Annotated in this window: 14 protein-coding genes; all 14 read right to left on the reverse strand. The window is 47.7% G+C overall.

What is annotated here, in order from left to right; translation table 11 throughout:
* Positions 1–354: 354 nt before the first annotated feature.
* Positions 355–1,668 carry a UDP-N-acetylglucosamine 1-carboxyvinyltransferase gene (murA, locus tag NSU00_RS14810; protein WP_019721010.1) on the reverse strand — a complete coding sequence of 438 codons (1,314 nt, stop codon included), beginning with the start codon at positions 1,666–1,668 and terminating at the stop codon, positions 355–357.
* 32 nt (positions 1,669–1,700) lie between these two features.
* On the reverse strand, positions 1,701–2,441 hold the full coding sequence (locus tag NSU00_RS14815) for a YwmB family TATA-box binding protein (RefSeq protein ID WP_013860722.1): 741 nt from the start codon (positions 2,439–2,441) through the stop codon (positions 1,701–1,703).
* Positions 2,442–2,673: 232 nt separating this feature from the next.
* A complete protein-coding gene (locus tag NSU00_RS14820) occupies positions 2,674–2,910 on the reverse strand; it encodes a DUF1146 family protein (protein ID WP_013860723.1) in 237 nt (78 codons plus the stop codon).
* 131 nt (positions 2,911–3,041) lie between these two features.
* Positions 3,042–3,452 carry a F0F1 ATP synthase subunit epsilon gene (locus tag NSU00_RS14825; RefSeq protein ID WP_013860724.1) on the reverse strand — a complete coding sequence of 137 codons (411 nt, stop codon included), beginning with the start codon at positions 3,450–3,452 and terminating at the stop codon, positions 3,042–3,044.
* Positions 3,453–3,474: 22 nt separating this feature from the next.
* Positions 3,475–4,896: a F0F1 ATP synthase subunit beta gene (gene atpD, locus NSU00_RS14830; RefSeq protein ID WP_013860725.1), complete on the reverse strand. Its 1,422-nt coding sequence runs from the start codon at positions 4,894–4,896 to the stop codon at positions 3,475–3,477.
* A 75-nt stretch (positions 4,897–4,971) separates the two neighbouring features.
* Positions 4,972–5,829 carry an ATP synthase F1 subunit gamma gene (gene atpG, locus NSU00_RS14835; protein ID WP_029142415.1) on the reverse strand — a complete coding sequence of 286 codons (858 nt, stop codon included), beginning with the start codon at positions 5,827–5,829 and terminating at the stop codon, positions 4,972–4,974.
* A 143-nt stretch (positions 5,830–5,972) separates the two neighbouring features.
* Complete coding sequence (gene atpA, locus NSU00_RS14840; protein ID WP_013860727.1) at positions 5,973–7,487, reverse strand: F0F1 ATP synthase subunit alpha; 1,515 nt, start codon at positions 7,485–7,487, stop codon at positions 5,973–5,975.
* Between the two features lie 23 nt (positions 7,488–7,510).
* Positions 7,511–8,047 carry a F0F1 ATP synthase subunit delta gene (locus tag NSU00_RS14845; RefSeq protein WP_017553094.1) on the reverse strand — a complete coding sequence of 179 codons (537 nt, stop codon included), beginning with the start codon at positions 8,045–8,047 and terminating at the stop codon, positions 7,511–7,513.
* On the reverse strand, positions 8,044–8,565 hold the full coding sequence (atpF, locus tag NSU00_RS14850; protein WP_017553095.1) for a F0F1 ATP synthase subunit B: 522 nt from the start codon (positions 8,563–8,565) through the stop codon (positions 8,044–8,046). The genes NSU00_RS14845 and atpF overlap by 4 nt, the downstream gene beginning before the upstream one ends.
* 184 nt (positions 8,566–8,749) lie before the next feature.
* Positions 8,750–8,962 carry a F0F1 ATP synthase subunit C gene (gene atpE / locus NSU00_RS14855; protein ID WP_026104500.1) on the reverse strand — a complete coding sequence of 71 codons (213 nt, stop codon included), beginning with the start codon at positions 8,960–8,962 and terminating at the stop codon, positions 8,750–8,752.
* A gap of 65 nt (positions 8,963–9,027) precedes the next feature.
* Positions 9,028–9,744, reverse strand: coding sequence for a F0F1 ATP synthase subunit A (gene atpB, locus NSU00_RS14860; protein ID WP_014096761.1), 717 nt, complete (start codon positions 9,742–9,744; stop codon positions 9,028–9,030).
* A gap of 16 nt (positions 9,745–9,760) precedes the next feature.
* A complete protein-coding gene (locus NSU00_RS14865; protein WP_017553097.1) occupies positions 9,761–10,135 on the reverse strand; it encodes an ATP synthase subunit I in 375 nt (124 codons plus the stop codon).
* A 495-nt stretch (positions 10,136–10,630) separates the two neighbouring features.
* The gene (gene upp, locus NSU00_RS14870; RefSeq protein WP_013860732.1) at positions 10,631–11,260 is read right to left on the reverse strand and encodes a uracil phosphoribosyltransferase; all 630 of its coding nucleotides are present in this window, start codon (positions 11,258–11,260) and stop codon (positions 10,631–10,633) included.
* A gap of 244 nt (positions 11,261–11,504) precedes the next feature.
* Entirely contained in the window at positions 11,505–12,749 is a 1,245-nt protein-coding gene (glyA, locus tag NSU00_RS14875) for a serine hydroxymethyltransferase (RefSeq protein WP_013860733.1), read from the reverse strand.
* Positions 12,750–12,812: the final 63 nt, after the last annotated feature.

Below are 12,812 nucleotides of genomic sequence, written 5' to 3' on the forward strand. Positions count from 1 at the left end.
GTCGAAGTGGTGGAAAGCCTATACTCCAATTTATGGGACGGGACAAGCATTTATGATTAAAAATGCACGCTCAAGGGTGTGCGGGGCAAGCATGGGGCAGCACCGAAAAAAAGCCGACGAACCTTCCCGGCGCGCTCTGGCGACAACCGGATAAGTTCCGGAGGCGCATCGCTTGAGGCGGGAGGAAACGCATTGGACGGCGTTTCAACATAAACTGTTTCAACAACTGCATGAAAAATCAAGGCCTGTACGTTTGAAACCGGCCTGCTTTGTCCATAATGGGAACAGCAGAAGAAAAATGGCGAAAAAAAAACCCTGCACATGGGGGAATATGTACAGAGGTTTTTATACAAACTAAAGATTGGCGTCAGCAAGCAATTGATCTTGTTTTGCCGGCGCAACTTCCGCTTCGTCGTCGACCCTTTCAATGTCGGCCCCAAGTGCAGCCAGTTTTAAATGAAAGTTCAAATAGCCGCGGTCCAGATGTTTTAATTCGGTCACCCGGGTAATGCCTTTTGCCGCCAGCCCGGCAATAATTAAAGCGGCGGCTGCCCGCAGGTCTGTTGCGGCAACTTCAGCCCCCTGCAAATTGCACGGCCCGTTCACAATAACCGAACGCCCTTCTATTTTTAAATCCGCATTCATGCGCCGGAATTCTTCCACATGCATGAATCGGTTTTCAAATACCGTTTCCGTAATCACGCTCGTGCCTTCAGCACACAAAAGGAGCGCCATCATTTGTGACTGCATATCGGTCGGGAATCCAGGATAAGGCATTGTCTTTATGTCTACTGCCTTTAATGTTTCCGGGCCGATAACCCGGACACCGTTCTCTTCTTCAATGATGGTGACACCCATTTCCTCCAGCTTTGCAATTAAGGAAGAAGTATGCTCAGGTACCGCACCTTTTACCAACACATTTCCCTTTGTAATCGCAGCGGCAACCATAAATGTCCCTGCTTCAATTCTGTCCGGTATGATGGTATGATCAGCAGCATGCAGCTTCTCCACACCTTCGATCTTAATGGTTCCCGTGCCGGCACCTTTTACATTTGCGCCCATTTCATTCAGGAAATTGGCAAGATCCACAATTTCAGGTTCTTTTGCACAGTTTTCAATGACCGTTTGTCCGTCAGCCAGCGATGCGGCCATCATGATATTCTGGGTTGCGCCGACGCTTGGAAAATCCATATATATTTTCGCGCCATGCAAGCGGCCGGATACAGACGCTTCAATAAAGCCGTTTCCCACATCTACTTTGGCGCCCATTGCTTCAAATCCTTTTAAGTGCAAGTCAATAGGGCGGGATCCAATGGCACAGCCTCCCGGTAATGCGACCCTTGCTTTCCCGGTTCTCGCCAGTAATGGCCCCAGCACTAAAAAAGATGCCCTCATTTTGCGTACATATTCAAAAGGCGTTTCAATTGATAACTCCCTTGATGCATCTACAGTGATTTCATTATCCAGAAACGTAACTTCAGCATTCAAGTGGCGCAGCACTTCACTGATTGTAAATACATCGGAGAGTTGTGGTACATCACGTATGATGCTTTTTCCTTCACTTGCCAATAACGATGCAGCGATCACAGGCAATACGGCATTCTTTGCACCTTCCACTTGAACGGTGCCCTGAAGCCTGTTTCCGCCGCGGACGATGATCTTTTCCAAGAGTATTCCCCTCCGCGTCCATATTCTCTATATTAATATTCAATCGTAATGATGGGTGTGCCAATTACGACCGTTGTCTTACCGCCCAAACCGCTGTCTCGCAAACCGATTTGCACATTCATTTTCCGGTTTTTGGCATGGATATTTTCAGAAAACTTAGGCGAGTATCCGGAAACCGCATAAAAGTTCTTTTCTTCCATTGTTTCAATTTCTTGCGCATCAAGACGTTTCAGCAATTGTTCTTTTTTTCCACGTAACAAAACATGGTCCATTTTATCACTGAATTCGCCTTTGATACAAGAGAAAACCATGGGCTTTTTCGTAAAAAGCGCTCGAGTGCGGGCAGATACCAATTGATTGACTTTGCGCATTTGCGCGCGGTCCCATCCTTTGCCATTCACTTCATAAATGATATACGAACCGTTTTCAGCATTTGATAGGGTCGACATCAATTTTACGGTTTCGACATAATGGCTTTTTTCCAACTTGCCCGTGAGCACCTTCACATGCCTGTCCTTTTTTACCGACCAGTGCATTTCAGGGAATGTATCCTGCAATGTCTGCACTTTTTCGGCCCATTCCGGTTCGGACGGCGCCCGCAGGGGTTCTCTTGTATATAAAGACCATTCAGTGACTTTGCCGTTCAATTTTGCAATGGACGCCTGAAATAACTGCAATTGATCCGTAAAATTGGCCGCATCTGTCTTATTCCCCATGAAAATCAGTGTCAAACCAACAATTGCCAAAACCGGATATACAAATCGGAATTTCATCTTTGCGCTCCCCTCTCCCTTATTAAAAGTGTTAACAAGAGAGACGGCAGACATACCAGGTAAAAGTCGTCAAGTTTTGACACCCTATACACTAGTATAATGAATTTTGTCAAAAAAGCATACCTAAATTGTATGCAACGGATCATTTTTTGGAAACAGGAAAAACGAACCATTTTTCAGCCTCAAAAGAACCGATCAATTGGAATTTTGAAACAATGCTTAGCGGTACCCGTCATTGGAACAGGAAATGCAGGCGCTGCGCCCATAGCAAATAGTCAAGGAAAAAATTGCTGACGCTGTATCCGATTGCGACAGAAAGGAAAATATACAAAAGCCTTGCCTGGACAATGCGGTTTTTCTTTATGATCTTGTCAATATGGACGGCTTGAAGGATCCAAAACGTCATGCCAATAAAAAACAAATTCACAAGGATGCTGAGCACTGCCTGCGTTCCGAATTCAGCTGTCATCTGTCCTCATTCCCTTCCTGTTTTTGCCCGTTCAGGCGCCTTGCCCGGCAAACCGGCTGCTTAAAGAAAAACACCTTCCGAAGAAGCAGAAGGTGCCTTTTTGATCATAAAATGACAGTAAGGAAAAGCGGTTATCTGGAAAAGTGGCGATAGACTTCAATCCGGTTCATCGCGCGTTTTAAAGCAAGCTCCGCCCGTCTAAAATCGATATCATCCTGATGGGACTGGTGCAATCTTTTTTCTGCACGCTGCTTTGCTTCTTCCGCCCGCCGGATGTCAATTTGTTCGGGTGTTTCGGCAGCCTGTGCCAGAATGGTCACCTGGTTGGAGCGTGTTTCCAAAATGCCGCCGCTCACTGCAACTACTTTTTCCTGGTCGCCGTTTTTAAATCGGACAACTCCGATATCAAGCGGCGCAACAAGCGGAACATGCCCGTACAGGATACCGATCTCGCCGCTTTTGGCTTTTGCAATTACCATTTCCACTTCCGCATTGTATACCGGGCCGTCCGGAGTGACAACACTGGCTTCAAATGTCCTCATTTTACTTCCTCCCGGTCCCGCATTATGCTTTTACGCCCATGGCTTCCGCTTTTTTCACAGCATCCTCGATCGTGCCTACGAGGCGGAAAGCATCTTCAGGAAGATGGTCGTATTTCCCTTCAAGAATTTCTTTAAAGCCGCGGACAGTTTCCTTAACCGGCACATAAGATCCCGGCTGGCCGGTAAATTGTTCCGCAACGTGGAAGTTTTGCGACAGGAAGAACTGGATGCGGCGTGCGCGCGCAACAACCAGTTTGTCATCTTCGCTCAGTTCATCCATCCCGAGGATCGCGATAATGTCCTGGAGCTCGCGATAACGTTGCAATGTTTGCTGTACCTGGCGGGCAACGTTGTAATGCTCTTCCCCGACAATTTCAGGGGACAATGCCCTGGATGTCGAAGCGAGCGGATCTACAGCAGGATAAATCCCCATTTCCGACAAACGGCGTTCAAGGTTGGTCGTCGCATCGAGGTGGGCGAATGTTGTGGCCGGAGCCGGGTCAGTGTAGTCGTCAGCCGGCACATAGATCGCCTGGATCGATGTGATTGAACCTTTATTTGTAGATGTAATCCGTTCCTGCAGCTGGCCCATTTCGGTTGCAAGGGTCGGCTGGTAACCTACGGCTGACGGCATACGGCCGAGCAACGCAGACACTTCAGAACCTGCCTGTGTGAAACGGAAAATATTGTCGATAAAGAGCAATACGTCCTGGCCTTGTTCGTCACGGAAATATTCAGCCATCGTCAGGCCTGTTAAAGCCACACGCATACGTGCGCCAGGCGGTTCGTTCATTTGCCCGAACACCATTGCTGTTTTGGCAATAACGCCGGAATCTTTCATTTCGTAGTAGAGGTCGTTCCCTTCACGCGTCCGTTCCCCTACGCCGGCGAATACAGAAATACCACCGTGTTCCTGTGCAACGTTGTTAATCAGTTCCTGGATTAACACGGTTTTGCCAACGCCGGCACCGCCGAACAAACCGATCTTCCCGCCTTTGATGTAAGGCGCCAAAAGGTCAACGACTTTAATGCCGGTTTCAAGAATTTCAACCTGCGTGGATAACTGCTCGAAAGAAGGCGCCGGTTTTTGGATCGGGTCGCGGCGCACATTGCCTTTCAGTTCGCCGTCAAGGTCAATGACTTCCCCGAGCACATTAAATACACGGCCAAGGGTTGCTTCCCCTACCGGTACAGAAATTGGCGTGCCTGTGTCCACTACTTCCATGCCGCGACGGATACCGTCTGTGGAAGCCATCGCAATTGTGCGGACGGCATCATCGCCTAGGTGTAATGCAACTTCCAGTGTAACATTGATATCCACTTCATTGGCATTTTTTGCTTTATAATTGATTTTTAATGCGTTATAAATATCAGGGAGCTGACCGTTTTCAAACTTTACGTCAACTACCGGACCCATTACTTGCAGAACGTGTCCAATGCTCATACTGTTCCCTCCTAACTTGCTTGATGGCACATGCCCGATCCGTTTCGGCAAAAGAGCGGTTTGCCAAAACGGAAATTATTCCAGTGCAGCTGCTCCACCGACAATTTCTGTAATTTCCTGTGTGATGGATGCCTGGCGGGCACGGTTATATGTCAATGTCAACGAGTCGATTAATTCAGTTGCATTGTCCGTCGCATTTTTCATTGCAGTCATGCGTGCCGCGTGTTCACTTGCTTTGCTGTCCAGCAGCGCGCCATAAATAAGGCTTTCTGCGTATTGCGGCAGCAAAACATTCAGGATTTCTTCTACAGACGGTTCAAATTCATAGGAAATGAGCCGGTTTGTCGCCGTTACATCCGTAAGCGGCAGCAGCCTTTTTTCCGTCACATCCTGGCTAATGGCGCTGACAAAATGGTTGTAATACAAATACAACTCATCGAATGTCCCGTCTTCATACATCGCGACCGTTTTCTTCGTGATATTTTCGATATCCTGGAATGTCGGATGGTCAGACAGGCCGACAATCTGCAGCACAACATTCATCTTTAGACGCCTGAAAAATTCGTATCCTGTACGGCCGATCACAATAATCGCATATTCATCATCAGATTGATGGCGTTCCCGGATGGTCTGGGTTACAAGCCTTAAAACGTTGCTGTTAAAAGCGCCGGCCAGTCCGCGGTCAGATGTGATCACGAAATAACCGGTCCTTTTAACCGGGCGGGAAACAAGCATCGGATGCCGGGCGCCGCCTGTCCCCTGGGAAATGCTGACTACTACATCCTGCATTTTCTCCATGTAGGGGACAAATGATTTGGCGGACAATTCCGCACGGTTCAGTTTTGCAGCCGACACCATCTGCATGGCCTTCGTAATCTGGCTTGTTTTCTGCGTAGAGTTGATCCGGTTTTTTATATCGCGTAAGGATGCCACTTCACTTCACCACCCTTGTGAGTTAATCAGGATTCCAATCCTGGATTGAAATCCTTTGTCTGTCCGGCCCGTTTGCCTTCGGTTCGGATGCTGCAGTGAAAAAGCACGCATGCCGCATACGGGTAACGGGGTTCTCTGTCCAATTATTGATGTTCAGAGGCTACGAAGGTCTTTTTAAATGCCTGAATGGCTTCTTTCATTTTTTCATCGTCAGGAAGATTTCCGGTTGTACGGATTTCTTCGAGCAGTGATGCCCGGTTCTGGTCCAGCCAGTCATAAAGTTCCGATTCAAAACGGAGAATGTCTTCCACTTGAATATCGTCCAGCAATCCTTTTGTTAATGCATACAGGATGCATACTTGTTTTTCGACTTTGATTGGCTTGTTCAGGTCCTGCTTCAATACTTCAACCGTACGCTGCCCGCGTGCCAGTTTTGCCTGGGTGGCTTTATCCAGATCCGACCCGAATTGGGCAAATGACTCAAGTTCACGGTAAGATGCCAGGTCAAGGCGCAGTGTGCCGGAAACTTTTTTCATTGCCTTGATTTGCGCGGCACCGCCTACGCGGGATACGGATAACCCTGCATTGATCGCCGGGCGGACACCTGAGAAGAACAAGTCGGACTGCAGGAAGATCTGCCCGTCTGTAATCGAAATCACGTTTGTCGGAATGTAAGCCGAAATATCGCCGGCCTGTGTTTCAACAAACGGCAGGGCGGTCAATGAACCTCCGCCTTTTGCATCGCTTAATTTGGCGGCACGTTCAAGCAGGCGGGAGTGCAAATAGAATACGTCGCCAGGATATGCTTCACGGCCCGGCGGACGGCGCAAGAGCAAGGAAAGTTCACGGTAAGCAACAGCCTGTTTGGATAAGTCATCATACACAACGAGCACGTGTTTTCCGTTGTACATGAATTCTTCGCCCATCGCAACACCGGCATACGGTGCCAGGTATTGAAGAGGCGCTGGTTGCGAAGCGGAAGCCGTTACCACAATCGTATAATCCAAAGCCCCGAATTTGCGGAGCGTTTCAACTGTACCGCGGACGGTCGATTCTTTTTGGCCAATCGCAACATAGATACAAATCATGTCCTGGTCTTTTTGGTTTATAATCGTATCAATCGCAATAGTCGTTTTACCAGTTTGGCGGTCGCCAATAATCAATTCCCGCTGCCCGCGGCCGATCGGCACAAGTGCATCGATCGCCTTAATCCCCGTTTGCAGCGGTTCGCTTACCGATTTCCGGTCCATTACGCCAGGCGCTTTAGATTCAATCGGGCGGGTTTTCGTTGTGTTGATGGGCCCGAGCCCGTCAACCGGCTGGCCGAGCGGGTTGACGACACGGCCGATGAGTTCCTCCCCGACCGGCACCTGCATGATCCGGCCTGTACGCCTTACTTCATCGCCTTCATGAATTTCGCGGTAAGGCCCGAGAATAATGATCCCGACATTGCTTTCCTCAAGGTTCTGCGCAAGCCCCATGACCCCGTTGGAAAATTCCAGCAGTTCCCCGGACATGGCCTGGTCAAGACCGTGTGCACGCGCAATCCCGTCACCGACTTCGATGACGGTACCGACATCGCTCACTTCAATTTCAGACTGGTAATTTTCAATCTGTTTTTTTATCAGCAAGCTGATTTCTTCAGCCTTAATGCTCATAAATCCAGCACCTCATTTCTCACTTAACTGATTAATGTTTTTTCAAGACGTTCCAATTTTCCGCGCAAACTGCTGTCAAAAATAGAGTTGCCGATTCTAATCTTTAATCCGGCCAGCAGACCGTCATCCACGATATTCTCAATGTTTAAAGACCGCTTTCCGACCTTTTTGGCAAATACTTCGGATATCGCTTTGCTCTCGTCAGCAGAAAGCGGGCGAGCAGAGTAGACAAGTGCATCTGCAATACCGCGTTCATCATTCACCCGTTCAATAAAAGCACGGCATACCCTCGGGATGAGCTCGTCCCTGTGCCGCTCAGTCAAGAGCAACAACAAATTCAAAGTGAAAGTGGATAATCCAGAAAAAATGTTTTTAAGGATTTCTTGTTTCTTTTCTATCGTCAATTTCGGAGATTTAAGGAGCTTTCGGAACGGTTCGTTTTCCTCAAAAACCTCTCTTACCGCCCGGACTTCTTTTTCGATTTCTTGAAGCTGCCCGTGCTCTTTTGCAAGCTCGAAAAGTGCCGAAGCGTACCGTTTTTCTACCGCCTCATTACTCATTTCATTTCTCCTGCCTCTTTAATAGAATCGAGTATGAATTTCTCGTGGTCTTTCTCGGAAATTTCTTTTTCAATCACTTTAGAGGCAATCATCACGGACAAGGATGCTACCTGTTCACGCAAAGCAGCAACAGCTTTCGCTTTTTCCTGTTCGATTTCAACTTTGGCAGCATCTTTCATGCGTTCTGCTTCCTGGCGCGCTGTTGCAACGATATCATCATGCTGCACTTCTGCCTGTTTCCTTGCATTTTCAATTAAATTCTGGCCTTCAACACGTGCTTCTTTCAGCATCTTGCGCTGTTCTTCCAAAAGCCTGGCTGCTTCTTCGCGGTTTTTTTCCGCCGTTTCAATTTCTTTTGCAATATGTTCCTCACGTTTCCTCATCATTTCAACTAGAGGGCCGTAAGCAAATTTTTTCAATAGCAGAAGCAACACAACAAACACAATGGCCTGGAATAAAATATCGCCTGTGTTGAGCTTCCCTAGCACAAATCCGAGTACTAAATCAGTCTGGGACACCCGGGTTCACTCCCTTCCACACGTTCTTAAAACATTCTTTCGCACCTTTTACCAAAAAAAGAAGCAAAATGGTTCAAAAATGATTGCCCTGAACCGCTCATAACCGAAACTACAGCTGTTCCCGGCTAAACCATAAAGGAAAGGCGAAGGTCTCTTAGAATCCGCTTCGCCGTCAACATGTTCCTTATCTTCCCAGTGCAATAAATGCGATAACAACCGCAATGATAGGAAGAGCTTCAACTAAGCCAATGCCGATAAACATTGTTGTCTGCAAAAGGCCGCGTGCTTCCGGCTGCCTTGCGATCCCTTCAACTGTACGACCGACAATAAGGCCGTTGCCGATACCGGCGCCCAATGCTGCCAAACCAACCGCGATTGCTGCTGCAAGAATACCCAAACTCATGATAAGATTTCCTCCTTTGGAATATATAAATAGATGATTTTTCAAAAATATAGAAATGGTTATTCCTCATGGGCAATCCTATGAGAAATATAAACCATTGTTAACATGGTAAAAATATATGCCTGGATCGTGCCGACAAAAATGGAAAATCCTTGCCATACAAGGGTCGGAATAATCGCTCCGATTGTCCCCCAAATGTTTGTATGCATCGCCAAAGTGCCCGCAAGCAGCGACAGCAGCACTTCGCCGGCATAAATATTCCCGTAAAGCCGGAGCCCTAATGTTAACGTGTTGGCAAACTGTTCGATCAGGTTAATCGGGACCAAAAACCATAACGGTTCAGCATAGCTTTTCAGATATCCGCCAAACCCTCTCTTTTTGACACCGTAAAAGTGGGACAGGCCCATGACCAGAACGGCCAGCGTAAGGGTAACAACCGGGTCGGAAGTAGGTGACTTCCACCAGGAATAATGATCATAAACAACCATAAACGGCAATCCGAGCATATTGGAAACAAAGATATACATGATCAATGTTAGGCCCAGAATATGAAAGACGCCGCCGGTTTTCCAGTCCATATTGCTTTTAATGATCCCTCTGACAAAATCCATGACCCATTCCATAAAATTCTGCATGCCTGTAGGTTTCAACGCCAACTTTCTTGTTGAGATGACCGCAATGATGAACACGATCAAGGATGAGACAGTAATCATCATGACGTTGGACAGGTTAAAATACAACCCCATGAATTCGACTATCGGTTGCTTATGTTCCACCGAAACTCACCTCACTTTACTTTTTTCTTTGTTGAAGCAAACCTACAAAAAAATCTATCATAATGACGAGATAAGATGTCATTATGCCAATCACTACAGCCAATAGATGAAACAAATCCGGAAAACGGAGCGCCACCGCTACCGCGAGTACGGCAGCCGCCATTCTCATCCCGGTACCGAGCGAGATCCTTTTTTTGCCCGGAGAAACATCGGTAACAGCCATTGTTTTCTTCACCATAAGCCATAAGTTAAAGAGGCTGACAGTTGTGCCAAGCAAAAGCCCGAGGAAAACAGAACGGTAACCGGGAAACATCGCCCCCGCCAAATAAAGGCACAAAAGAATCACCAAATACTTGCGCTGTCTTTTGTAAATACGTAGAAGTTCCGGCATGCCTTAAACACTCCTGACAAGGGACGCCGATCGTTTGCAGCACAGCAGGAAAGCGGTATGTCACTTCCTCACCTAGCAAATCGCAACATTCTTAACCAAAACTTGCAATTTGTTAAGGTTACGAACAGCCTGCAGCCCCGGCTTTACTGGTTTTTCACATTTCCGGCATATTAATAGTAGAATCCCAACCTCATGAAAACCTTCTCATTATGTACACTTTTTTAGCATACAATAGCGCTTATCCAATGTCAATAGGAGTTTCCTTGATATAGTCATTAGAACTTATTTTTTCGGAAAATGGCCATCCCGCTTCCCGGAACAGGAAGGAAACACCGTACACCGGCGTAAGCTTGCGCTGCTTTTCCAATCGTTTACATGCCTGGCATTCATCTCTATACCGAAAACATACCGTTATTATAGACCCTTTTTATTTTTTTACCAGCCTGTTTCTGACGGGTTAACAAAATTGTAAAACACTAAGCGCATCCATACATTTTATTTTGTCCCAAACAGGCGGTCCCCTGCGTCTCCGAGACCCGGCACAATGTACCCTTGCTCATTCAGCTTCTCATCAAGGGCTGCTGTATAAATATCAACGTCCGGATGGGCTTTCTGCACGGCTTCCACGCCCTCAGGGGATGCAATCAGGCACATGAATTTAATGTTTTTTGCACCCCGCTGTTTTAAGGACTGGATCGCATCCACGGCAGAACCGCCTGTAGCCAGCATCGGATCCACAATGATAAAATCGCGTTCCTCTACATCGCTTGGAAGTTTTATGTAATATTCAACCGGCGTCAGTGTCTTCGGATCGCGGTACAGGCCGACATGTCCGACTTTTGCAGCCGGGATTAGTTTCCGCACGCCGTCTACCATGCCCAGGCCCGCACGCAGGATCGGGACAATGCCAATTTTTTTGCCGGATAAAATTTTTGATTTTGCCTTGCAGACTGGCGTTTCAATTTCAATTTCTTCAAGCGGCATATCACGGGTAATTTCAAATGCCATCAAAGTCGAAACTTCATCGACAAGTTCGCGGAATTCTTTTGTCCCCGTATGTTTATCGCGGATATACGTCAACTTGTGCTGGATCAGCGGGTGGTCAATGACATGAAGTGTACTCAAATGAATTCTCTCCTTTAAAGGTTGGTATCAGGTTCGGCAAATGCTTACCCCAACCATTTTACACGAAAAAAGCGCCCAATCTCAAGGAAAGCCAAAAGAAAATCCTGAGGCCAGGCGAAAGGACCGGCCCCGCGGTTTACGAGGCCTTCCTGTTCAATTTTTTTGCCGGTTCGTTTTTATGCCGCATTGGAAGTGCACCAGCCAGCTATCCGTCCGGAAAAAGCGGGCGCTAAAATGCGCCTGCTCAGTTTTGGCCGGCGTACAGCGGGAAGCGTTCCGTAAGATGCCGGACGCGTTCTGCCGCTTCTTTTAAGACTGCTTCGTTATCCGGATTTTTCAATGCCGATCCGATAATGGACGCCACCTCATCCATTTCTTCCAGGCCGAATCCCCTTGTTGTGACTGCAGGGGTACCGATTCTGAGACCGCTTGTTACAAACGGGCTTTCCGGGTCATACGGAATCGTATTTTTATTGGCCGTGATGCCGATATCATCGAGCACCTTCTCCGCATCCTTCCCGGTAATCCCGAAAGAACGCAAATCAATGAGAATCAGGTGATTGTCTGTCCCGCCGGATACAAGGTCAAATCCTTCTTTTTGGAGTCCTTCCGCCAGCCGTTTTGCGTTGTCCACCACTTTTTGTGAATAGGTTTTGAACCCGTCTGTAAGCGCCTCTCCAAAAGCGACGGCTTTGGCAGCAATTACATGCATAAGCGGGCCGCCCTGGATCCCCGGGAAAATCGACTTGTCCACTTTCTTTGCAAATTCCGCTTTGCATAAAATCATGCCGCCGCGCGGTCCCCGCAAGGTTTTATGCGTTGTGGTCGTGACAAAATCCGCATACGGCACCGGGTTCGGATGTAACCCTGCAGCCACAAGCCCTGCAATATGCGCCATATCCACCATTAAATAGGCGCCTGTTTCATCCGCAATTTCCCTGAACTTTTTAAAATCAATCGTGCGGGGGTATGCACTTGCACCTGCGACAATCAGTTTCGGCTTATGTACGCGCGCTTTTTCCAGCACATCTTCATAGTCAATATGCTGCGTTTCCTTATCCACACCGTATTCCACAAAATGGTACTGCATGCCGCTGAAATTGACCGGGCTGCCGTGTGTCAAATGCCCGCCGTGGGACAAATTCATGCCAAGCACCGTGTCGCCGTGCTCCAGAATGGTGAAATAAACCGCCATATTGGCCTGTGCGCCGGAGTGCGGCTGGACATTGACATGTTCGGCGCCAAAAAGCTGTTTGGCCCGCTCCCGCGCAAGGTTTTCCACGATATCCACATATTCGCACCCGCCGTAATACCGGTGCCCCGGATACCCTTCCGCATATTTGTTGGTCAGAACGGAACCTTGTGCTTCCATCACTGCTTCGCTGACAAAATTTTCGCTGGCAATGAGTTCAATCTTGTTTCTTTGCCGGTTCAATTCCTGCCGGATCGCCTCGTAAACTTCCTTGTCTTGATTTGCAATATGGCTCAATTCGGTACCCCCTCAAGATCGTTTTCATATTCTTTTTTATTTTACCATAATGCTTTGCAAATT

The organism is Weizmannia sp. FSL W8-0401 (assembly GCF_038009125.1).
Classification (GTDB): Bacteria; Bacillota; Bacilli; order Bacillales; family Bacillaceae_C; genus Weizmannia; species Weizmannia coagulans.

Excerpts from the sequence above, each read along its gene's own strand:
- atpD (WP_013860725.1), bottom strand. The coding sequence starts at position 4,896 with ATGAGCATTGGACACGTTCTGCAAGTAATGGGTCCGGTAGTTGACGTA.
- NSU00_RS14865 (WP_017553097.1), bottom strand. The coding sequence starts at position 10,135 with ATGCCGGAACTTCTACGTATTTACAAAAGACAGCGCAAGTATTTGGTG.
- NSU00_RS14815 (WP_013860722.1), bottom strand. The coding sequence starts at position 2,441 with ATGAAATTCCGATTTGTATATCCGGTTTTGGCAATTGTTGGTTTGACA.
- NSU00_RS14845 (WP_017553094.1), bottom strand. The coding sequence starts at position 8,047 with ATGAGTAATGAGGCGGTAGAAAAACGGTACGCTTCGGCACTTTTCGAG.
- NSU00_RS14825 (WP_013860724.1), bottom strand. The coding sequence starts at position 3,452 with ATGAGGACATTTGAAGCCAGTGTTGTCACTCCGGACGGCCCGGTATAC.
- atpA (WP_013860727.1), bottom strand. The coding sequence starts at position 7,487 with ATGAGCATTAAGGCTGAAGAAATCAGCTTGCTGATAAAAAAACAGATT.
- NSU00_RS14820 (WP_013860723.1), bottom strand. The coding sequence starts at position 2,910 with ATGACAGCTGAATTCGGAACGCAGGCAGTGCTCAGCATCCTTGTGAAT.